This window comes from Bdellovibrio sp. HCB274, assembly GCF_047306075.1.
Classification (GTDB): domain Bacteria; phylum Bdellovibrionota; class Bdellovibrionia; order Bdellovibrionales; family Bdellovibrionaceae; genus Bdellovibrio.
In genome coordinates this window covers 1,460,446-1,480,466 of sequence record NZ_CP178623.1, presented here as the reverse complement: position 1 = coordinate 1,480,466, position 20,021 = coordinate 1,460,446, and the positions used below count along the sequence as shown (strand labels likewise).

22 protein-coding genes are annotated in these 20,021 nt (G+C 47.9%); 8 read left to right on the top strand and 14 right to left on the bottom strand.

All coding sequences use genetic code 11. The annotated features are described in order from the left end of the window. Positions 1-207: 207 nt before the first annotated feature. From ACLWNV_RS07230 to ACLWNV_RS07220, 3 genes are all read right to left on the bottom strand, one after another. Complete coding sequence (locus ACLWNV_RS07230; RefSeq protein ID WP_413587258.1) at positions 208-696, bottom strand: hypothetical protein; 489 nt, start codon at positions 694-696, stop codon at positions 208-210. A 129-nt stretch (positions 697-825) separates the two neighbouring features. After that, positions 826-1,404 (bottom strand): NAD(P)H-dependent oxidoreductase, encoded by a 579-nt coding sequence (locus ACLWNV_RS07225; RefSeq protein WP_413587257.1) that lies wholly within the window; start codon positions 1,402-1,404, stop codon positions 826-828. A 54-nt stretch (positions 1,405-1,458) separates the two neighbouring features. After that, complete coding sequence (locus ACLWNV_RS07220) at positions 1,459-2,295, bottom strand: hypothetical protein (protein WP_413587256.1); 837 nt, start codon at positions 2,293-2,295, stop codon at positions 1,459-1,461. A gap of 343 nt (positions 2,296-2,638) precedes the next feature. Between ACLWNV_RS07220 and ACLWNV_RS07215 the strand changes: the two genes are divergently transcribed. After that, positions 2,639-3,154 carry a septal ring lytic transglycosylase RlpA family protein gene (locus ACLWNV_RS07215; protein ID WP_413587255.1) on the top strand — a complete coding sequence of 172 codons (516 nt, stop codon included), beginning with the start codon at positions 2,639-2,641 and terminating at the stop codon, positions 3,152-3,154. A 10-nt stretch (positions 3,155-3,164) separates the two neighbouring features. On the opposite strand, the gene ACLWNV_RS07210 is transcribed toward ACLWNV_RS07215, so the two are convergent. Further along, complete coding sequence (locus ACLWNV_RS07210) at positions 3,165-3,743, bottom strand: hypothetical protein (RefSeq protein WP_413587254.1); 579 nt, start codon at positions 3,741-3,743, stop codon at positions 3,165-3,167. Further along, positions 3,743-4,318 carry a cell wall hydrolase gene (locus ACLWNV_RS07205; RefSeq protein ID WP_413587253.1) on the bottom strand — a complete coding sequence of 192 codons (576 nt, stop codon included), beginning with the start codon at positions 4,316-4,318 and terminating at the stop codon, positions 3,743-3,745. The genes ACLWNV_RS07210 and ACLWNV_RS07205 overlap by 1 nt, the downstream gene beginning before the upstream one ends. A 185-nt stretch (positions 4,319-4,503) precedes the next feature. Here ACLWNV_RS07205 and ACLWNV_RS07200 point away from each other — a divergent pair, with 185 nt between their 5' ends. After that, entirely contained in the window at positions 4,504-4,899 is a 396-nt protein-coding gene (locus ACLWNV_RS07200; RefSeq protein WP_413587252.1) for a hypothetical protein, read from the top strand. Positions 4,900-4,905: 6 nt separating this feature from the next. On the opposite strand, the gene ACLWNV_RS07195 is transcribed toward ACLWNV_RS07200, so the two are convergent. The 7 genes from ACLWNV_RS07195 to ACLWNV_RS07165 form a co-directional block, all read right to left on the bottom strand. Then, positions 4,906-5,502: a hypothetical protein gene (locus ACLWNV_RS07195; protein ID WP_413587251.1), complete on the bottom strand. Its 597-nt coding sequence runs from the start codon at positions 5,500-5,502 to the stop codon at positions 4,906-4,908. 9 nt (positions 5,503-5,511) lie between these two features. Further along, complete coding sequence (locus ACLWNV_RS07190) at positions 5,512-6,681, bottom strand: hypothetical protein (protein ID WP_413587250.1); 1,170 nt, start codon at positions 6,679-6,681, stop codon at positions 5,512-5,514. A gap of 111 nt (positions 6,682-6,792) precedes the next feature. Beyond that, positions 6,793-7,965: a hypothetical protein gene (locus ACLWNV_RS07185; protein WP_413587249.1), complete on the bottom strand. Its 1,173-nt coding sequence runs from the start codon at positions 7,963-7,965 to the stop codon at positions 6,793-6,795. 41 nt (positions 7,966-8,006) lie between these two features. Beyond that, positions 8,007-9,416, bottom strand: coding sequence for a hypothetical protein (locus ACLWNV_RS07180; RefSeq protein WP_413587248.1), 1,410 nt, complete (start codon positions 9,414-9,416; stop codon positions 8,007-8,009). 45 nt (positions 9,417-9,461) lie between these two features. Further along, complete coding sequence (locus ACLWNV_RS07175) at positions 9,462-10,124, bottom strand: hypothetical protein (RefSeq protein WP_413587247.1); 663 nt, start codon at positions 10,122-10,124, stop codon at positions 9,462-9,464. Positions 10,125-10,140: 16 nt separating this feature from the next. Continuing rightward, on the bottom strand, positions 10,141-11,412 hold the full coding sequence (locus ACLWNV_RS07170) for a hypothetical protein (RefSeq protein ID WP_413587246.1): 1,272 nt from the start codon (positions 11,410-11,412) through the stop codon (positions 10,141-10,143). Between the two features lie 231 nt (positions 11,413-11,643). After that, on the bottom strand, positions 11,644-12,396 hold the full coding sequence (locus ACLWNV_RS07165; protein ID WP_413587245.1) for an SGNH/GDSL hydrolase family protein: 753 nt from the start codon (positions 12,394-12,396) through the stop codon (positions 11,644-11,646). 120 nt (positions 12,397-12,516) lie between these two features. Between ACLWNV_RS07165 and ACLWNV_RS07160 the strand changes: the two genes are divergently transcribed. Further along, positions 12,517-13,821, top strand: coding sequence for a glycoside hydrolase family 113 (locus ACLWNV_RS07160; protein WP_413587244.1), 1,305 nt, complete (start codon positions 12,517-12,519; stop codon positions 13,819-13,821). Here the strand turns inward: ACLWNV_RS07160 and ACLWNV_RS07155 are convergent. After that, positions 13,760-14,494, bottom strand: coding sequence for a type 1 glutamine amidotransferase domain-containing protein (locus tag ACLWNV_RS07155; protein WP_413587243.1), 735 nt, complete (start codon positions 14,492-14,494; stop codon positions 13,760-13,762). The genes ACLWNV_RS07160 and ACLWNV_RS07155 overlap by 62 nt on opposite strands. A gap of 154 nt (positions 14,495-14,648) precedes the next feature. Here ACLWNV_RS07155 and ACLWNV_RS07150 point away from each other — a divergent pair, with 154 nt between their 5' ends. The 3 genes from ACLWNV_RS07150 (at position 14,649) to ACLWNV_RS07140 (ending at position 17,069) form a co-directional block, all read left to right on the top strand. Next, positions 14,649-15,380 carry a pseudouridine synthase gene (locus ACLWNV_RS07150; protein WP_413587242.1) on the top strand — a complete coding sequence of 244 codons (732 nt, stop codon included), beginning with the start codon at positions 14,649-14,651 and terminating at the stop codon, positions 15,378-15,380. 298 nt (positions 15,381-15,678) lie between these two features. Next, the gene (locus ACLWNV_RS07145; protein WP_413587241.1) at positions 15,679-16,467 is read left to right on the top strand and encodes a substrate-binding periplasmic protein; all 789 of its coding nucleotides are present in this window, start codon (positions 15,679-15,681) and stop codon (positions 16,465-16,467) included. A 167-nt stretch (positions 16,468-16,634) separates the two neighbouring features. Beyond that, positions 16,635-17,069, top strand: coding sequence for a HAMP domain-containing protein (locus ACLWNV_RS07140; RefSeq protein WP_413587240.1), 435 nt, complete (start codon positions 16,635-16,637; stop codon positions 17,067-17,069). 8 nt (positions 17,070-17,077) lie between these two features. Here the strand turns inward: ACLWNV_RS07140 and ACLWNV_RS07135 are convergent, their stop codons facing one another. Next, the gene (locus tag ACLWNV_RS07135; RefSeq protein WP_413587239.1) at positions 17,078-18,520 is read right to left on the bottom strand and encodes a DUF1254 domain-containing protein; all 1,443 of its coding nucleotides are present in this window, start codon (positions 18,518-18,520) and stop codon (positions 17,078-17,080) included. A 100-nt stretch (positions 18,521-18,620) separates the two neighbouring features. Between ACLWNV_RS07135 and ACLWNV_RS07130 the strand changes: the two genes are divergently transcribed. Both ACLWNV_RS07130 and ACLWNV_RS07125 read left to right on the top strand, forming a co-directional pair. After that, a complete protein-coding gene (locus tag ACLWNV_RS07130) occupies positions 18,621-19,109 on the top strand; it encodes a hypothetical protein (RefSeq protein WP_413587238.1) in 489 nt (162 codons plus the stop codon). Beyond that, positions 19,106-20,005: a cation:proton antiporter gene (locus ACLWNV_RS07125; RefSeq protein ID WP_413587237.1), complete on the top strand. Its 900-nt coding sequence runs from the start codon at positions 19,106-19,108 to the stop codon at positions 20,003-20,005. The genes ACLWNV_RS07130 and ACLWNV_RS07125 overlap by 4 nt, the downstream gene beginning before the upstream one ends. The last annotated feature ends 16 nt before the right edge of the window (positions 20,006-20,021 follow it).

Below are 20,021 nucleotides of genomic sequence, written 5' to 3'. Positions count from 1 at the left end.
AGCCGAATGAAACCGCCCTTCTGGCGGTTTTTTTATGTCCAAAATCCACCGCCACGGTGGCGGCAACGTTGATTTTCTTGGCAATAATACTTAATTCATTTTGAACGAGCAGCCTTTGATCACAATGATCAATTTGGTGCCTGAAACATTAATCCACTCAGTGCGCGCTGCAAAACCGATGCGGTTTTGACGTGCGTTAGATGAATACTATTCGAAGTATTCTGGGTCGTCCCAGTTGTGTTCGCTTTGTTGTAGGTCTGCAGAAATGTAGGCGCTGCCGTAGATGCGGCCCAGTTCGCACTCGCTAAGAAGTTCATCAAGGTTTGCGTCGTCTTCGGCCAAGGCATCGTAATCAAGATCGCAGGATCCCGTATCCCAGGCCTTCAATGAAAACTTCATTTTATAAGCCACGAGTTTTGCGCCTTGATAGATAGCGACGACTTCATCCACGCGAATGGCTTCTTGGGATGCCTGATAATCGCCTTCAAGGATTGTATCTCCCCAGACTCCGGACTCATGTTCGGCAAGCTTGGCAATTTGCGTTTGTTGGGCTGATGTGAATTTTGGATTTTCGACTTCCGTGAATTGAACTGGATTTTTTATAACAGCATCAATGATGTCGACAAGTCTAATAGATGTATTCGCTTGAGAAAAACAAGCGGTCAAAGATAGCACAAGTACAATTGCAGATTTCATTACGGGGGTCCTTCAAGGTTGGTTGCGGATGCAGCCCTTATAGAACCCCGTCTTTATGAAATACAATGAATGCTGGTAAAGTTATCATTCATTTGTTGAATTATATAAACTTCAAGAACCTCGTCCGGACTAAATCTTACTTCCGTACTGCTCCACCTTTGCAAGCCACTTCGCGCGAAACTCACTCGTCGACATTCTTACGGGACCGATGTGGGTGATTTTTACGGGTTTGATCCCGCAGAACTCGAAGGTCAACTTTTTCAGTGCCTTGTCTGTCGGCGCGCCGTAAATCAGACGATAATACCAGGAAGGTTGATCCATCGTAGAAATGATGTGTGCGGTTTTGCCCGTTAAAAAGCGATCCCACCACAAAGAGCCTTCGCGCTTTTTAAATGCAAAGCCTGGCAGCAACACACGATCAAAAAATCCTTTTAGAACGGCAGGAACTGCTCCCCACCACACTGGATGAATACACACGATGTGATCGGCCCAGCGGATTTTTTCCTGGGATTCAAGCAAACAGCCTTCAAGTTCTGTCCGCTTTCTGTAGCCGAATTGTAAATTGAGATTGAAGTCCAAGTCTCCGACGAAGATTTCCTTCACTTCGGAGCCGGCTTTGATGGCGCCGGCCTTGTAAGCATTATGTAACGCGTGATTAAAGCTTTCGGAATCAGGATGACCTTGGATGATTAGAACTTTTCTTGCCATGTCTGATTACAGCATGAAAGACACGCGGAACTAAATAAAAAAAAATAGGCAGGATTATTTGGCCAGGGCTTGCTGGATTTGTTTGGCTTTTTCGTCGCTGATACCTTTAGGTACGAACGTGTTTTTTGAGATATCCAGGTGTAAGGCGTCCTTTGCTAAGACCAATGCTGAAATGTATCCGCCCATCAGAGTCGCGTGGCTCCAGTCGGCGCGATAAAGATCTTCTGGTGCGACCACACCTTCTTTTTGTAATTCCAGCCATGCCCGTCCGACATAGGACAATTTCACAGGATGATTTTGCGTGTGATGCTTATAGCTTTGATCGATTTGATTTTGGAAGGCCTCTTTATCGCCGCCGTACCAGGTCTGCTCGGCTTTCTCAGTACCTTCAGGAAAACGCACCCCAGGGTGATCTTCGGATAGCATTTCATGCTGAGGATCCCAGGCCCAGTTCACGTACATTGTGACATCGGTGTTGTTTTGAAAAACGATATCAAGAATTTTTGGAAGGTATTTTGAGAAGCTTTTCACTCCCTTGTTGCCGGTGGCTTCCCACCAGGGAGTCAGTTCCAATGATTCAATGCTGTGCCCCTGCAGAATCACGTGATCATAAGCTTTTTGCATTAGCGTTTTGGATTGTTCGTTGTAGTAGTGGCGCTCAAAGCTGTAACCACCGGGCACATTGAAATCATAGTTGATCACTAACTCTGGATCGATGGTTTTGGCAATTTCGCGAATCATGCGTGGAAGTGCCGGGTCCTCGTCTGTGCCGTAGCCGGGAAGATGGGTATAGCTGTTACCCAAAAATAAAACAGAAATCTCGCGGCTCCAGGACGGAGACACTTGCAGAGTCATCAATATGAACAACAGCAACGGCGTGATTTTTCTCATGCGCGAATATTCCCCAAAACGGCGATATAATTCAAACTCTTCCTCTGAAAATGGCATTTCTACAGTTAACAAATGATGAGACTCGCATTTAAATCGATTTAACCACGTTATTTTGGACCGTGTACTTTTGCGGGTAAAGCGCCAGTCCCATCGAAAGACAAATATTTTGTCTAAGGATTATCGACTGACTAAATATTTTTAGACAGTGGGCCTATCTAACTTTCCCGCGACCATCCTAAATGCAGCACGGCTCTTAAATTCATGGCACTTATCTTGAATAGAAAAAGCCATGGTTTACGCGAAATTTTTCATCACAATTGCGACTCTTCTTACGATATCAGCAGTGTCTCATAGTAAGACATTATCGGGTGAAGGTGCGGCGTGTTTACCGGGTAGCAAATCGGGTCTGCGCTCTGAGATGAAAGACGTTTCCAAATTTTTGGAGCAATCAGAAAAAAGCGTTCCTGGCTACAACTCCTGTGGTGGAAAAAAACAAAAAGGCATTGCTTCGGTTTATGGAATTCGTGGTCGCGACAATTTTGCAGGTAAACGCACTGCCAGTGGCGAAACGATGCGCCCGGAAAAGCTTCGCGCAGCCATTCTAAGAAGTGCATCACATCAGTATCCGATGGGAAGCTGGGTTCGCGTTAAAAACGGTGATCGCTCAGTTGTTGTTTGTATTAATGATAAAGGTGGCGGCAAACGGGGCCGGGTCATTGACCTGTCAGCAGCAGCCTCTGCAAAATTGGGCGGCGAGGATTTAACAAAAGTCGAAGTGGAGTGTCTGCTGAAGCCTGCAGATGGACCGGGCCGCTGCGATGATAAGGTTGCTGCCCACATCACCGCAAACGACTACTAATCCCTTTTTTCTATTTCAGTTTAACTTGAGCGGCCTTCCCGTCTTTGATTTCATAGACGCGGGCTGGTCCCATGTAATGCTCAACCTGAACTCCGATTTTTTTACCCAATTTTGCCGCATGCTCATCCTGCGCCGGAAGCACGTATAGAGGAACTCCAGTTTCAGGAGTTTTGTTTTCGTTCTTAGTCACAGTTTTTTTGATATTGGGAATTTTAAAGGATTGGAGTTCTACGGCTTGCCAGACGCCGCCCTCTTTCACCAATGCCACCGCATACTGGTTATGCAGATCACTTCCCATCAAGGCGATATCTTGGGTACCGTCATTATTTAAATCCGCCACAAACGCCATTGGCACGCCTTGGGGGTCAATCTCTTTTACCAGGCTTTTCACCGAATCACTGTAGTCTTTTAAATCAAAAACCAAAAACTCCGGACGCCATTGAATTAGCGCTTTTCTTGCCTCGGCAGGCACAGAAATCTTTACGTCGGTTTCTTTGACTGCAATTTCCACCTTATCATCGCCGGAAACAGCCACCGGTGCTGCTGCGCTAGTGAGACTAAAAAGAAGAATCGAGATAACTATTTTCATCAGCGTCTTCCCCCTTTTGATGATTTAGGAGTTTCTTTTTTTCCAGAAGTTGATTCGGTATATTTACCCGCCACCCCTAGCTTTTTAGGACAAGTGTCAGTACGTGGTACCAGGAAAACGTGATTGTCGACTTTACCGCATTTCTTCATGCGACGAGCCCAGCCTGGGGAAGCCAGGCTTGGATTATAGTAGTAAAGAACGTCATTGGCGCCTTCACGAACTGAAATGCTGACGGCTTTACGACATAGGTTCAAGGCTTCTTTGTCGTCTTTCTCTGTTGCCCGAATATTATTGGCTGCTCTGTCGTCAGTCCAACTGAATTGATTTTCGTCAAACACCACACCGCAAACGGAATCAGGGAATGCATCATCTTCAGAACGAGAAAGAACGACTTTATTCACTGCGACCATGCCATCAAAATTTTCGCCGCGGGTTTCATGATAGCAATTGCAGATCATGCAAGTCGTAGCTGTTTGTCTTTTATTGCAAGTCAACGAAGACGAAACCGACGCGACTGCTGCAGAGCTAATAAGTGACAACCCAAGAGTAAAAATGGCGAATGATAATAGTCTCATTCCTTTAATTTTACTCAGAAGCCTCACATTCTGAACATCTATTACTTCTTTGAGGTCATTCTGGACCACTCTGTTAGCCCAAGGTCTGAACACATTTCTGGCTCCAAAATCGCCTCTGGGAACACGACTTGTACGATTCTTTGCTTTTCAGCGGGTGCGAGGTCGTGGCTTAATAAGATATGGGCTTGAAAGCAAAAACAAATTTACTTACTTCGATTGTATTGGGTCTTGCCCTGTTGGCACCGTTGAGTTGTGGTCAGTCTTACAACTCCTCTTACTACGACGCTGATATTTATGGCGAAGGTGGCGGCGGAACTCCGCAGTTTCAGGCAGCACAAGCGATCCTTCGCACTGAATGCGCCACTTGCCATACTCAGGCTAGTCATCAATCCTGGGGGAATATCTCTGAAGCTCAGTTCATCTCATTGGGATTGGTTTCGCCAGGGAGCCTTTCCGGGTCTTTGCTTTATACTAAATTAAGAAACAACAGCGTAAACTCCACCGGCAACATGCCTCAGGCTTACGCTCTTAGCACCACCCAGATTCAAACTATTGAAACCTGGATCTTAGGCATTCCTTAGACTCGCCTACATTCGGTACGCGAGTCCGATTCTCCAGTACATTGTTTCGTCTTTATAGACCATGCCGAAACTTTGCATGTATTCGAATCTTTCACTCAGTCGCGCGCGCAAATCAATGAAGCCGCCGGAAATCATTTTAGATCCCGATTGCACCGTCATGTTTCCACTGGCCCCCGAGGACCAATTCACGTTCTTCATATAGGTCGACAGATCAAATCCCAAATCAACTTTTGGTCCCAGGCGATAAAACACCCGTGGAGTGATTCGAAACGCCATCCAGGGAACACGGGCTTCGAAATAGTTCAAGCCGGAGTTCTTATCACCTCCCACGGCGCTGCCGCTGGCAATACCGCCACCGATTCCCCAGCCCCAGTAAGCGTGATAAAAATTCTTTTCTGCACCTACTCCAAAACCATAATAGGACGCCTTGGAATCCTGGCTGCCTCCAAGATTATCGGTGATCGAAAGCTTTTCAACCCAAGAGTTAAACTCTGCAGTTAACAACCAGCGCTCCATCGGAGGCACCACGCGTGTGACGGACTTTTGCGCGTGACAGTTTAAGGAAAACAGAATGATCAGTGGCAATAGAATAAATCTTTTCATACCGGCTCCTTAAAGTGAAAGATGCAACTGACTTTGCAACATCCAGTTATCCTGAGTCACGCTGTCATCGTTAATTGTGCGACCGTTAACAAATCCCGCTCGGAATTCCACCCGCGGCATCGGGAATGCCAATAATCCAAAAGACCATTTAAACATATCAGAAGAATCGGCCGAGAGTGTTGGATTATAATATTCAATTTGGCTGAGAATATTGTACCCGCGAGTGATGCGGGTTAAATTTTGCAGCATCAGATACCCGCCGACTTTATCACTTGGGTTGGATAGTGGACTGTCTTTAACGAAGCCAACTTCAGTCAACAAACTGTCGCCTTTAGCGAAACCCAGTTTTTGATGAAACTCCAAACGGGTTTTTTCTACATACTCATTTCTTGAGGCAAGGACTGCAAAGCCCAATCGATTTTGATCAGCCACGTCGAATTCAAACATCACCGAAGCACCTTTTTGGCGAACATCGGCGTCCTCTTGAACCAGGTTTCCGACAAACACATTTCCGGTAACTTCCCAGCCGTCGCCATAATACTGCGTGATCACGCCCGAGGACTGATCGTTCTGTGCCAAATCGGTCACCGTGCGACTGTAAGAGGTATGGTCTGCTGTGCGAATACCGAACACTTTATCCATCAATCCCACATAGGTGAAAAACTTCTTATTCACCTGCCAGCGGAAGTAATGCTCGCGCGAAATCATATTTTTATTATCAGGATCTTCAATATTGGCACGTGATGCGGGAGTTGGCTGATAACCACCGGATAGCACAAAAAGATATTTCCCACCACGATCCAGCTGAACCGCGACGTTGGCATCGGCTTGCATTGTAATGTACTTACTAACTGCCGCCGAGCCTCCCGGATTGTTTTGGAAATATAAACCACGATACTTGATACCGGGACGAATCCACCATGGCAACTGGGTGGAACCTAAAAATCCCGAGCTCGCGGCAATTTCCTCTTCTGTGGTTTTCGCATTAAACACGGCACGTGAGGCGATCTCTGTGGAAAACAGAGCCCGGCCGTAATCGGTTAAGGGGCCATTACCCTGACCGTTGTAGTGGCAGGTGATACAGGTATTGTACCCATAGGAAATAAAATCAGGGTACGCTTGAGCAGGTTCAGAAATCAAAGCACCAAACAGTAGCAATATCGGTAGAACAAAAATCACGCTGCAACCTCATTTGAAGAACAAAACCGAATTGGAATTTCAGTCTATGGTTCCTACTGATGAGGCGCAAATCAAAAGCTTGGAATATGTAACGCTATTTTGCAGTGCTCCCTATTGAGGAGCGCCGTTGTCGACCCAGGAATTAACGATATTACGTTGGGCTTCCGGTAAGATTCCACTTGTCGGCATTGGATTGTTGGCGTTGTTCATGCGGGATTTAATATTTGCTGCCGCCAATTTTGCCGCTGCATAGTTCGTCAAATCCAATCCCCCACTGGCTTTCCCAGGAGCATGGCAAGACACGCAGCTATTCGCAAACACCCCACCCGATGCCACCAACTGCGAGAACTTCACATCAGTTGGAGTTGCCGTCGGTGAAGCGGTAGCGGTCGCCGTTGGAGTCGGCGTTGGATTCGTTGAGCTTGTGGATTTCAGTGTCGCAAATTGCAGGGCAATCACATCACCCGTATTTGGAGTCATCACCAGCAAGGCATTCGCTGTTCCCGCCGACAGATTGGTCGCAGCCGTCGTCGAAATCACCGCGTTCACGTTTTGATAGGTAGTAACTTCTGTCGCCAGGCTTTGATTAACGTAAATACTGATCATCTGAGCCTGATAACTTCCAGAGAAAGTATTTTTTAAGCGCAGCGAAGGGTTACGGAACTCATAACCCTGAGTCACCCCACCCACCACTGCACGACGAATTTCAATCGTCGCCGTCAACGGAACGGAAGGAGTGGCCGCTGCCAAATCCCAAGTCATGGTTTGGAAGTTCGTTGTTGTTGCCAGATTTGCAGGAACTGTAACGAATGCGGATTTAACCGCACTGGAAGGTGCTGTTGCCCCGGTATCCACCAGACAAGCCGCGTATTTTTCCTGCGCTGCTGACCAGTAGCTATTAATTTCCGTGATGCGCGCCTGATTCGCTGGTCCCGTATATGGGGGTTTATGAGAGGCATTCACCGCTTGCGAAGAAATCTTCGCAGCCCCGACACTTGCAAAAGCCGTGTACGAGGTTTTAATATCGGTCGCACCAAACACTCCCAGGCCCGGACCACCCGCCACGTGACAGCCACTGCAGGTTTGAGTCAGGAAAGGATGAAAGGTGCTGGCATAAACTTTTACGATGGCCTCTTCACAGGTCTCACCGCTCGCAGTCGAAAAATAAGTGCTGCCACCGGAGATGCTGCTCATAACGAAGCCTTCGCCACAATTGTTGAATGCAACAAGTGTAACCACAGCCCCAACGGCCCAGAATAATTTTTGTCCAAACTTAGTCCCCATCACTCCCCCGAGCAAACGACCCAATAACGAAACCAAAAAACTTAGGCTACTTTGATCACCTGTGATAGCTGATTCGCATCCAGAATACGACCGCCAACGCGATCAAACAGATCCATGCGCTTATTCGCCTGACACCAGTTTGCAAATACCGCAGCCGCCACCAACTCAGGATTTGATCCCGTCACAAAAGACGGATCGGAGGCCTGATTGTTATTGAAATGGCCAACCTGGAAGTCGCTGGTTGCAGGACGACCTGCTGGATCGAAATAAAATAAATAAGCCACACCGTGCCCACGGTCACCCACCCAGGGGGCCGCACGGTCTTCAGATGGATCGCTGTAAACGGAACCGTCTGAAACCACCAGCACCATCACGGGCTTATTTAACACCGATGCCGTTTGCAGAATTCTGCCGACTTCATTTCCGGCATCCAGGTCTTTAGCATCACCCGCCGTACGTGTGTTATTGTGATAGTCGTAACCGCCGATTTCCAAATTTGAAGATCCCGCCTGACCTAATAATGTATTGTAAACCATGGCACCAAACAGCAGTTCACGATTGTTATTCGCTGTATTGGCATTAATGCCCCAAACGCCAGCAACTGCGGAACTGGATCTTGGATCCACTGCCGAGTTACCTTTGGCAATAACATCCATATTCTTAATACCCGCACAATCCAAAACTGTTTTCACAGTTTCACCGCCCTGAATAGATGCAATCTTGCGAGTTTGACTTTCAGTCAGGTTACTCATCAATTTGACCAAAGAGCCTTTTTGCGAGGCATTCAATGCGGAACCCAAAGAGGCACTGTAACCAATTGATGTCAGTAAAGAGTTATAATTTCCGACAACCAAGGGAGCCGGTGGTGGAGCGAACCCCGCTGACTGGTTCATCCCAGTGCGTGTATTGCGATTTCCCATATTGGGCAGATTGGACCCTACCAAACCTGCTTTAGTGATGGCGCCCGAGACATCAAATTTGTTGGCGTTCGTATCATTCTGGGAGTCCACGCAAAACGCAATAAACGCCGTTTTTGCTATAGTGGCTGCATTTGCGCGCGCTTTTAGTCCGGTCAAAAATTTACTGATACCATTGCCCGCGAAGGGCGCATTACCAAATGCTCGTTCAATAGGAACCTGGTTATTACCCATACCAAGCTTGTTATAAGTGGAAATAGGCTGGCGGGCCGCATTCATCGGCACATAGTTTGCCGCCATCGCGGCACCACCACTAAGATTCACAGTGACAAAGGGAATCAATGAGTTTGGAATTGGACAATCCGCTACCGTTGCTGCCTGGGCTGAATTTCCCAAAACCAAAGACATCCAATTTGGCACAAACATGTGCGCCGCAAAAGGAATAATCCCTGCTGACAGGAAATCACGGCGACTGACAGGTTTTTTGTGACCTGACTGTGCCCACAGTGGGATGTCTTTTTTATTCTTTGCCATATTCTCCCCCCAGAGAAATCCAAAACTAAAAACTAAAATCAAATATTAGTAAGTAATCGCATCAAAACTTGAAAGCATTGCTGCACAAGTCGCCAGCATCAAGTTGCTGGTTGATGCCGCCTGCGTACGAGCGTTCGCCGCCAGAGCTGCAATAAAATCAGCTTTGTATCCCAGCAGTAAGGCTAACTCTTCGCCGTTCACGTTTCTGCCCCAATAAGAACGAGCCATCCCGCGCACGCTGGTAGCAAAAGCTTCGTCAGTCAACGAGCTCACCCCGGCTGCGAAATTCACACTGCCAAAGAATGCACGTTGAGCTGCCGCCTGGGCTTTTTCTGTCGTGAGTAGTGAGTTACACACTTCACCCGCAAGACTGGTCGCACTTAGCATTAACGGACCATTGGCCATGCTAAGATCGTTGCCTGCAGCCAAAGCGCCATAGCGATTGCTATACTCCGTCGACAACGTGGTGCTGACGGCCGTGACATTCGTCACCCGCATCATTGATGCCATGGTTTGTTCAGCGGAAAGAAGAGCATAGGGAATCCCCAGCTTTTCTGAATCCGTTTCTTCAACAGCGCTTGATCCAGTGGAAGCGAAATCCTGGCTGACAGGAAGTTGCCCGTAACGACCACAGTTATTAAAACTGATCGCCACGAAGATCATCGAAGGAAGAACATAAAATATAAATTTAAAATATTTCTTATTCATAAATCCCCCCTTCTTTCTAGTTCAAGCACTCTGTTTTGGTTGCCATGTTCTCGAACAGGCTTTTCAGCTTGTAGCCATTTTGTTCGAACTCATCGCCCCATTGTTTAAGTTTCGCTTTATCCGCAACCGGATCCAGAGTTTTGCGGCAAACAGTTTCGAACACTGTTTTCGCCATACACTGACTGAATCTTCGGGAGTTTGCGACCACGCGACCAAACCCAGCGGCACCGGTGCCACTTAGTGCATCCCCGCGCCACTCGAAGAAATCCGCGTTCTTCGGTCTGATAGCGTTATTCACGAAAGATGCATTGGTCGTGACATAACCTGAAGGAAACACACTGCTGTTACGGTTCATTTTAATGATCACACCCGTATTGGTGTCAGCTGCGATTCGGTAATCTGCCGGCGAACCGCCGCGGGTATTTACATCCGAGTGCTTGATACCCAGACTGTCGAAATCCCATTTGGCAAAAGCACCGCGGAAGCCATCCATCACTGTGTGGCAACCCTTACACGAGGTCGCAAACTTAGTGTGGTCTCCACCTGGGAAACGGTCGATGTCGCGCCCGATACGCAAGTCAGAGGCACCCGTGTCGGCCCAGTCGTTCAATGGTACACACATGAATTCACGGAAAGTATATTCGACCAAACGACGATTCGTCCCCGCAGCCGCGTGAGCCCCCATAAAGGCACGCAAAGTTAGAACTCCCGCAGGGTCCGGATTCGCAACAGCAGTTGTAGCGCTGGTTGCAATCTGCTGGCCTGTTTTGCGAACCAGGTTCGTTGCCAGGTTCACCCGTTGCTGTTCAAGATCCAAGTAGTGATTATTGGAAATAAGCAAATCAGCAACCATGTCTGAGCGAACGTTAGCCCCACTGCCCATGTAATAAATATTTCCGGTCAATAGTTCACGTGCATCGGTCTGATCACGAGTCACACCGATGAACGTCGCCACCATATCATTCAATTCTGTTTTGATAGTTTCATCACGCGTTGAAAGTTTTAAAGCCATCAACTTTACAGTGATATTAAGAAAGTTATTATCAGCAGTCGCGATCTGTGCTGCACCAGCAAGGTCGCCTCTGTTCAATAGCGCCGTCATTTGTGCCACGATCGGGCTGTCTGCTGGAAGCTTTGTTCCAGTCAAACGCTCATACATCTTGCGTGCTTTTGCTTCCATTGCTGAAGGGTCGGCTGCAGAAACCACAGGTTTAACCTGGGCAGTAGCTGATTGGTGTACACCGGTCAGCCCCATTGCAACGATAAGTGTGGTAGTAAAGAATCGCATCATATCCCCCATGCCCTTATCGACAATTTTCCCCTGAAAACGACGTGATCCCCATAAAAAAGTATTGCAATCTCAACTTGATACTGGAGAAGTTTTCGTCACCGGGGCTTTTTTGTTTAAGAGATTATCAAAGGGCTTGTTTGACTCCATGGATTTCGCAGAATTCAGAGGAGAAAATGGGTATTTTGCCTTATTTTTCGGCAGGTGAAAAAGTACTTTTCAGCGAAGAAATTATCGTGGTTCGCCACCAGCCGGCCCTCCGGTTTCAACAGGAAGAGTGCTGTCGGACTCCCAAACTTCGCGCGCAGTGGGGCGATTGAGTTTTTCGATCTCTCGACTGACAGCTGCACCCCAATTGGTGCCGGCTGCAACCTGATAATCGATGCCGTTTTTCCCTTTGTAGGTGGAAAGTCTGGTGCTGTCGACATAGTCACAGCGCAGTTTCTTAAAAATACTCTCAAACATCCGCACACCTTGCTGGAGGTTGTCGGAATACGGTGGTTTTTTCAGTTGAGGCGGCCCCACCCAGATACATCGACTGGCCACATTGCGAACATCCTCCACCATTTTTTCAATGGCGGCCTTCTGTTCTCCCATCTCCTTGGAATCTTTCAACAGGAAGGTTCCTAGAACTATCACCGTTAGATCCGGATCTGCTTTGGCAAGTTCTTCCTGGAAAGACCGGGGTTTAAACTCCTTGGATCTTTTTTCCTGACCCGCTTCATTGCGCTGCCAATAACCACAACGGGTGGGAGTGAATTCCGCACTCTTTCCAATCCAATTATCTGGAGTCGATCCGCATTGAGCAATCGTGTTCACATCCACCGCGATGGTTCGCAGGTATCGGTCCAAGGCATTTCCAAAAGCTCCGGCAACATGGTCGTCCCCCACCAATAAAACGCTTTCATACAGCGGTGGCACAGTCCCGGAGGCGAAAGATTTTGAAAAGGTTAAACTAAAAAAAAGAATCACTAAGAGTCTCATTTCTCTATTCTACAGCGAATTCCAGCCGACCACATTTTGATGTTTCGCACTGGATGAGCGCCCAAAGGCCAGTGTTGGCAGTCTGCTTGCAAACTTAGCAAACTTCATAAAAATAAAAGCATGAGACTTGTATTGCTGGTGTGTTTTATTTTTCTGGCGTCTTCAATCTCTGTAAAAGCGGCCCCTTCAAGGGAGGCTGCTGTGAATATTATCACCTATTGGCCCACCGGCTTTCGCATCGACAACACCGACCAAGGCACCCGGGTCCGTCGTCTTTTGCAAAAAATCAAAGCTTTGGGAGTAACAACCGTCATCTTCAATTTTAGGGCGCGAATGATTGGTGGCAACTCCAACGAAGTGTTTTCGGTTGTTCCATCAGAACTTCAGCGCGAGGAAGAATATCACCTGGAAGCCACCATCCAATATGCAAAGGGCCTGGGTCTGCAAGCAGCCTTTAGGCCGATCCTATTGGTCGTCGGACCCAAAGGGGAATTTCCGTGGGAAGATGAACAAGGAAAATTATGGTGGCACGGCAACATCAACCCCACAGATCCGCAACTTTGGTTTCGCAGCTTCTTTAACTATCATGCGCGCTATTTGAAAATCGCGAAAAGAACCGGTGCGGCCTGGTATTCGATCGGTGCAGAAATGCATTCGCTGACATCGGGCCTGGGAAGCCGTTCAAAAACGCAGCGCTTTGGCCGACCGGATCTTTGGATCAAGTTTATATTTCAAACCCGGCAGATCCTGGGTAAGGACGTAAAAATCACCTATGGCGCAAACTTCACCGATCAGTATGTGTTGGAAAACGGAGTACGCACCTGGGGTGGTGAGTTTGAACAGTGGCGCCACGATTTAACGTTTAAGGCACAGACCGACGAGGAAATCCTGCACCAGCAATACCTGCGAAACTTCTGGAGTGAACTGGATTTCATTGGCGTAGATTACTATCGGGCGCTGGGGGCTGCGGATACCCATTATCCCACAGAGTATGACAAGTTAATGAATGTGCTGACTCCTTTTAGCCATCACTACGCTTATCAATTGCAAAACTCTGTGAACCAAATCAACACCGCCACCCACACTCGCAAACTCCTGGCGATCCAGGAAGTCGGTTATCGCAGTGTGGAAAAATGTTTTGTCTCCCCTTACCTGTATGAAGGTGACGATGCTCCGATTAATTATCAGCACCAAGCCGTCGCCTGGGATGCACTTCTAAGTTCGGTCTGGAATCCGCAAATGAATTGGATTAGCAGCGTGGGGATTTGGCAGGTTTTGGTTGATGATGACACCGACACCACCACAAACGGTGGGTTTTCCCCCTTAGGAAAAGAACCCACCGAAAAAGTTTTAAAAAAATATTTTAAGGATGGGCATGCCACTCACACCAGTTCACCGCTGGCAGATCCAATCCCGTTTCAATAAACTCTAATACTTCAACCACCGACTGGCCAACCCCCATCGCAGAGGCAGGGTTTTGCCCCGTCACCAGACGTCCGCTTTTCACGACGTGAGCCGAAAATTTAGGTCCGTGAGTGTAACTGGCACCGCGGGATTGGATTTTATCCTGAAGTAAAAAAGGAACCACATCTTCCATGCCGACCATTTCCTCTTCAGCATTACTGAAGCCTGTCACTTCATGATCTTTGATTAAGTACTCCCCCTGGGAATTGCGACAGTTCACCAGGCCACCCGTGCCGTGACATACGGCTGCCACCACGCCATCGTTTTCATAAATATCCGCCACCAGGCTTTGCAGAGTGGAATCATCCGGTAAATCAAACATAGCGCCGTGGCCGCCGGCCACATAGATAGCGCAATATTCGTGTGCTCTGACTTCGGCAAGCGGAATGCTGTTTTGGATTTTTTCCAGGAAGTCCTCGTCATTCATCCAAACCGCGTTGATCGGATCATCCATTTTGATTCCATCCAAGGGAATCTCGCCTCCTTGGGGGCTTGCGATATCGATGTCGTATTCAGCGGCGCTTATTTCTTCATATGGGTGGGTGAGTTCTGAAAGAAAGGCTCCGGTGCGATGCCCGGTATTTCCCAGACGAACCGTATTGGTTGCGACAAAAAGAACTTTTTTCTGTTTCATAGTGCCTCCCCCTCCCTTTAGAATCCGTCAACATTTTCAGAAGGACTATTTTTTTGCCGTGTTTTGCGAATGATCATGGAGTTCTCTTCAATTCCTTGGACCTTTGCTGAGGAATCGCTGGACAAAAGAAAGCGCGCACCCTAGGTTGGGGCCTATGAAGCTGCTATATCAAGACACACACTTTATCGCCGTTGATAAACCATCAGGTTTTCACGTGCACCCGCCGGAGGATTCGCAATACAAAATCCCCCGGGATAAAATTTGTCTGTACCTGGTTCGCAATATGATGAAGCAGCACGTGTTCCCGGTGCACCGCCTGGATGCTGCCACCAGTGGCGTTTTATTGTTTGCGCTTTCTTCGGAAGCAGCCGGGACGATCTGCAAGATGTTTGCTCAGCGCTCACCGCAAAAGACCTATTGGGCTGTGGCCCGTGGCTTTACGCCGGAACAAGGTGACATTAAAATTCCGCTGGAACTTGATTCAACTGGCGCCTTGGTGGAGGCCCATACGTCTTTCACCCGCAAGGCCACCCTTGAAATCCCGGTGGCTGTCGGGAAAAAATTTCCTGCGGCCCGTTACTCTCTGGTGGAGGCTAAACCCCATTCCGGTCGCTACCACCAGATCCGTCGCCACTTCAATCGCATCTCCCATCCTCTGCTTGGGGACGCCTACCATGGCGATTCGCACCATAACCGATTCTTTAGAAATGACTTAGGAATCGCGGGGTTATGCCTAAAAGCCCGCAGTATCGAGTTCACTCACCCATGGAGCGGTGAAAACGTCTATATTGAGTCTCCGACCTGTGAAAAGTGGGAAAAGATCCATTTTCTCTTTGATGCCTCCGTACCGCTGGATCAAAAGTTTAAATCCCCTTTGACGACCTAGGGGCCTCAGCGTAGAACTCCTCCTTCACGAGGTTTTCCCAATGTTGTGTTCTAAGTCCCAGGCTGTTCAGAAGCTTCTTTTTGTCGTTGGTTTGTTGTTCTTTTTGCTGGTCACTTTGAACGCTGGCGCTTAAAAAGTCCGCTTTGCGTGACTTCAAAAACCAGATTGAAGTCACCACAGTTCAAAACCGTTAACCTTCTGGAGCCTTCGCCGTTTTCACAAAGCTTAGTGAAACTAATTTTTACCTTTGCACAATGGTAATTAACATTTTGATTAGATTTTGATTTAAAGTGCGCCCATGCTAAATGTTAAAAGACACGGAACTATGATTGCTATGGCACTCTTCCTGGCGCTTCCTGCGCAAGCGAAGAAGTCATTCCGTATTCTAGTCGAAGACAATTGGCCTCCTTACGCCTACGTGAAAGACAATCAGCCTGCGGGCCTGACCATTGATCTGATTAAAGCCGCCCTGCGCTTGGGTGGAGCGGACGCGAAAATCCAGCAAGTCACCTATTTAAGATGCATGGCTTTGACTGAGCCTGAAGGCAAGGAAGTGGCTTGCGCCAACACCGCTCGCAATGCGGACCTGGAACTTAAATACACCTTTCCAACCTCCTTCTTGTTTCGCAGCCGGGGCCTGATCGTCACAAGCCGTGACTTTATCAAGGCCAACCACAAGAAGTTCAAAAAAGTATCGGATCTCGAATACAAGATGGTGGCTTTGCCAAGCGGCTTCACGTTTGGAAAAGAGTTCGATCAAAACACCCGTATTTTGCGCTATTACACAGTCAACGATATGACGTCTCTTCGTCTGGTTGAGTCCGGCCGGGTTAAGTTTGCTGCCATTGATGAAATGGTTTTGTATTACTACCTGAACCATCACCCGGAACTTAAGGATGTCATCACTCCTGTGTTGGAGCTAACGAACGAGCCGATTTACATGCAGCTTTCAAAAACCCACGCAGACTCCCTGGAACTGCAGGATAAGTTTGAGCGTGGCATGGTGGCTTTAAAAGCTTCACCTGAATACGATCACATGCTGCAAAAGTATCTGGGCAAAGATATCCCGGTGGCAAAATTTAAGTAAGTTTCCCCGCCAGTTTCCTTCTGGATTTGTTCAGGAAACTGACAACCCAATTCCCCTCCCATATTGACCCTGTATTAAATTGAGAAACTCCTGCCTTGGTTCGGAAATATCCAGCAACTCGCCGGTTATTCACGATATATTTATATAAACGCCAACCAGGACAGCTTATGAGTATTTTCAAGCACCGCCGCAAGCTCATTGTGAACCGCGAAGTTCAGTACGACGCTTTGATGTTTGTAGGCCTTTTCGTGACCGGCATTTTTATCGCTCAGGTGATTGCGGGTTGGGTTCTTATCAGCAAGCTTGAAAGTAAAGCTTTGTCTGGCGAGTATGGCTCCATGACCATCGCTGAGTTTATCAATCATCACAAAGTCATGTTCCTGGTGAATGAACTTTTGGTGGTCATTGCCTGCCTGGTTGCGGGATTTTATCTGACCAATAAACTTACCAGCAAAATCGTGGGCCCTTTGTTCAATATCCGTCGCATCATTAATCGTGCGGCAAAACCAGAGGCCGAACCCGTTGAAATCAAATTGCGTGAAGGCGACTATTTCCAGGATCTGGCAAAAGATCTGAACGTCGCCCTTCAAAAAAGAAAATAGTCTTTTCCTTAATTTAAATTCTCAGACAGATTTTTGAATTCCGGTATCTTTTCCAGTGCCGGAATTTTCCATTTACCATCCAGAATCACGGGTTCCGGCCAATACATTCGCATCACCAGACTGAAATCCTCTCCGGCTGGCGACGGCAGCCAATTGGACTCCCACGCTTTTCCCGGCGACACATTTTGAACATAGATATCTGTCGAACCGTCAGCATTGCGTTTCAGCTGATGGGTGTTATTTAGCGAATAGCGATGCATCGGATTTTCCGCATAAAATTTTCGGGTGTTATACAGGGACACGGACCAGAATCCCCGCACCGGTGGAGTTTGTCCTTTGGGAAATTTCAAGACGTACTTATAACTACCGTTCAGGCGATCCCCCCGGGTATCGACGGTCGCTTGTGCAAAGGCCATATCCTGGGAGGCGTCTTTTTCAAATCCCAGTTTCGTCATGAGCGCCCGCACGCGATAGTTCCCATCATACCTGCCGGCTAAGATCGGCTGGCCCCATCCGTTCGTGATGCGCAGATTCGGAGTACCGCGCTGATAGTCAGCAAACTGATTTTGCCCGGCAAAGTAACCGGAATTTAAGGCCTCTTTCACGGAAGCCGGAAGAGTGTCGTAATTAAATTCCTTATTCGGAAATATTCCCAGGGCCGCCATCTTTGAAACAATGGCTCCGTCTGTTTGGGCCGGTGGATTTCTTTGAAGCTCAGAGGCAAAGGTGGCAAAAAAGACTCTGGCGTCCATGTTAGCCACTTGATCCAAAATAGGTGTTCTTTGATCCACATCGACATTGAAGTTCACAGAATTTGGCGGGGGCTCTTTGGAATTATAGCGAGACAAGGATGTGACGCGCATCTTATCCTGATAGGCATACACACGATTCAAATCATTCGATCCTTTGACCTGTACTTTTCCCACCAGCCACACGGAATTTGTGGGTGCTGAAATGTGCTGCATACCTGCTGGCACCGGGTTTTTCCAACCCGGGCCCGTCACCAGCACTTGTTTTTCACCGTTGCCACCAACCCGGCTTCCCAAGGAGGCGAAAACTTCTCCCCAGGCGCTGATCATCGAGAAAACCACAAAGCGATTTCCCGCATTCGGAAGAGAAATCACCTGCGGCTCCTGAAGATCCAACCAGGAAAGACTGGTTAAGGTGTCTGATTCCGGATAGGTCTGCGTGGATTTTAGATCGACGAGTGTTCGCTCGGTGGCGAGTTGATTTATCGGAGCCTGCTCCCTGGTGGGACGAGGGACCGCCGTCATCACTTCCCGAGTGGTCGCCATAACGACCATTGGATATGCATAGATATAAGTGTCTGCAGCGATTTTTTTAAGCTCATCACTTTTGGTGGAACTTACCTGGGCATTAACGCCCTCTGAACTTGCACAGCTTAACAGAGTCGTACTTAGAAGCGTAAGAACCAACTGCTTGGATCTCATTATATCCCTCCGATTTTCTGTAGTTTCAGAGTCCGTGCAAGTCAGCTGCAAAACAACAAGGCTTTTGACAAACTCCAGACCTCTGTCATAAATTGCGAACATGAAAACGCCACTGTCGTTAGAAGCCCAGCAAGCCCTTACTGAATCACAGAAGAATTTCCGTGACGATTTTGCGACTTCCCGTGGCTTTTTCACAGAAGAAGACGAGAAAGCGCTGCGCGCTTTGGCTCTGGAGAAGCTGGATCAGGTGCTTATCCAGAAAGATTCTGCGGTGATTTCTGCCTCCGAACTTCGCGAGGCCTGGCATTTCGTAGTTGCTGATTTTCATCATCATAAATACTGGGGATTTAATCCGACTTTAAAACCAAGACCCAAAGTACAATCCGAGGAAAAAAGAATTTTCCTGGAAATGCTTCCCTATGTTTGGGTGATCATTCAATCAAGTATCATACTAAAAACTGCCGTGTACTATTTCGGTATTCGTTCATCGAATGAACCTACAACGGAAAATCGCGTTTATCTGATTTTGGCTCTTTTAACTTCGGCAGGAACTTTGATTTTCTTTGCCTGGAGAAAGTCCCGTAAATGAAACTGTTTTTGTTCTTGTTCGTTGGTTTAGTTATGGGTCCGTCCTTTTTGGAAATCGGTTTTCCTAAATTTGCGGACCCAGTGGCTTCAATTTGTGCGAATCTTTTTTTGCTGATGGCGGGGTTGGAATTAAGCTTTAAAAAAATGGGACGCCAGTTGCTGCCCGCTGCCAAATTAAGTGTGGGAGCATTTCTTTTTCCCTTCTTAACCGGTCTGATAGCCGCCATGATTATTTTGCGCGACACTCCCCTGGCGGGTCCGGAGAGTTATATATTTATCGCGCTGGCATTGGCGGTGTCAGCATTACCGGTAGCTATTCAGATTCTGAAAGACTTAAAGCTTTATCATACCGACCTCGGCCGACTGATAATCGCGACCGCCACACTTTGTGATATTTTGGCTTGGGTGTGCTTTGCCCTGATTTTGCCGGCTGAAAGCCTGAAGAGCTGGTTTGTCACTCACCTGTCCCTGGTGTTCTTCTTTTTGGGGCTTGCGCTGTCTGACAGCCCCTATCCCAGCGAACGCCTGCGCGAACAATTACAGCGCCTGAACACCTGGGTGTTCGGTCCGATATTCTTTATCAGCATCGGCTGGAAATTAAATCTATGGCTAAACCTGGATTGGTCACAGGTCCTTCTGGTCTTCATCCTTGCCAGTGTCAGTAAGTGGGGCGGCAGCTATTGGACCGCAAGACAAATGGGCTTTAGCAAGCAGCGCAGTCTTTTGCTGGGTCTTACCCTGAACTCGCGGGGTGCGGTCGAGATCATTATCTCAAACCTTGCTCTGCAACAGGGACTGATTAGCGAGAAAATATTCGCAACCCTGGTCATCCTGGCGATCGCCACATCCTTGATTCCAGGTCCGGTCACACGATTGGCAAAGCTTCGGGACGAATAAAAAAAGCATCTCTCGG

Coding starts and splice junctions, on each gene's coding strand:
- ACLWNV_RS07205 (WP_413587253.1), bottom strand. CDS start 4,318: ATGAGACTATTATCATTCGCCATTTTTACTCTTGGGTTGTCACTTATT.
- ACLWNV_RS07135 (WP_413587239.1), bottom strand. CDS start 18,520: ATGAGATCCAAGCAGTTGGTTCTTACGCTTCTAAGTACGACTCTGTTA.
- ACLWNV_RS07180 (WP_413587248.1), bottom strand. CDS start 9,416: ATGGCAAAGAATAAAAAAGACATCCCACTGTGGGCACAGTCAGGTCAC.
- ACLWNV_RS07220 (WP_413587256.1), bottom strand. CDS start 2,295: ATGAGAAAAATCACGCCGTTGCTGTTGTTCATATTGATGACTCTGCAA.
- ACLWNV_RS07145 (WP_413587241.1), top strand. CDS start 15,679: ATGCTAAATGTTAAAAGACACGGAACTATGATTGCTATGGCACTCTTC.
- ACLWNV_RS07195 (WP_413587251.1), bottom strand. CDS start 5,502: ATGAAAAGATTTATTCTATTGCCACTGATCATTCTGTTTTCCTTAAAC.
- ACLWNV_RS07130 (WP_413587238.1), top strand. CDS start 18,621: ATGAAAACGCCACTGTCGTTAGAAGCCCAGCAAGCCCTTACTGAATCA.
- ACLWNV_RS07185 (WP_413587249.1), bottom strand. CDS start 7,965: ATGGGGACTAAGTTTGGACAAAAATTATTCTGGGCCGTTGGGGCTGTG.
- ACLWNV_RS07140 (WP_413587240.1), top strand. CDS start 16,635: ATGAGTATTTTCAAGCACCGCCGCAAGCTCATTGTGAACCGCGAAGTT.
- ACLWNV_RS07125 (WP_413587237.1), top strand. CDS start 19,106: ATGAAACTGTTTTTGTTCTTGTTCGTTGGTTTAGTTATGGGTCCGTCC.
- ACLWNV_RS07155 (WP_413587243.1), bottom strand. CDS start 14,494: ATGAAACAGAAAAAAGTTCTTTTTGTCGCAACCAATACGGTTCGTCTG.
- ACLWNV_RS07225 (WP_413587257.1), bottom strand. CDS start 1,404: ATGGCAAGAAAAGTTCTAATCATCCAAGGTCATCCTGATTCCGAAAGC.
- ACLWNV_RS07175 (WP_413587247.1), bottom strand. CDS start 10,124: ATGAATAAGAAATATTTTAAATTTATATTTTATGTTCTTCCTTCGATG.
- ACLWNV_RS07165 (WP_413587245.1), bottom strand. CDS start 12,396: ATGAGACTCTTAGTGATTCTTTTTTTTAGTTTAACCTTTTCAAAATCT.
- ACLWNV_RS07170 (WP_413587246.1), bottom strand. CDS start 11,412: ATGCGATTCTTTACTACCACACTTATCGTTGCAATGGGGCTGACCGGT.
- ACLWNV_RS07230 (WP_413587258.1), bottom strand. CDS start 696: ATGAAATCTGCAATTGTACTTGTGCTATCTTTGACCGCTTGTTTTTCT.
- ACLWNV_RS07150 (WP_413587242.1), top strand. CDS start 14,649: ATGAAGCTGCTATATCAAGACACACACTTTATCGCCGTTGATAAACCA.
- ACLWNV_RS07210 (WP_413587254.1), bottom strand. CDS start 3,743: ATGAAAATAGTTATCTCGATTCTTCTTTTTAGTCTCACTAGCGCAGCA.
- ACLWNV_RS07160 (WP_413587244.1), top strand. CDS start 12,517: ATGAGACTTGTATTGCTGGTGTGTTTTATTTTTCTGGCGTCTTCAATC.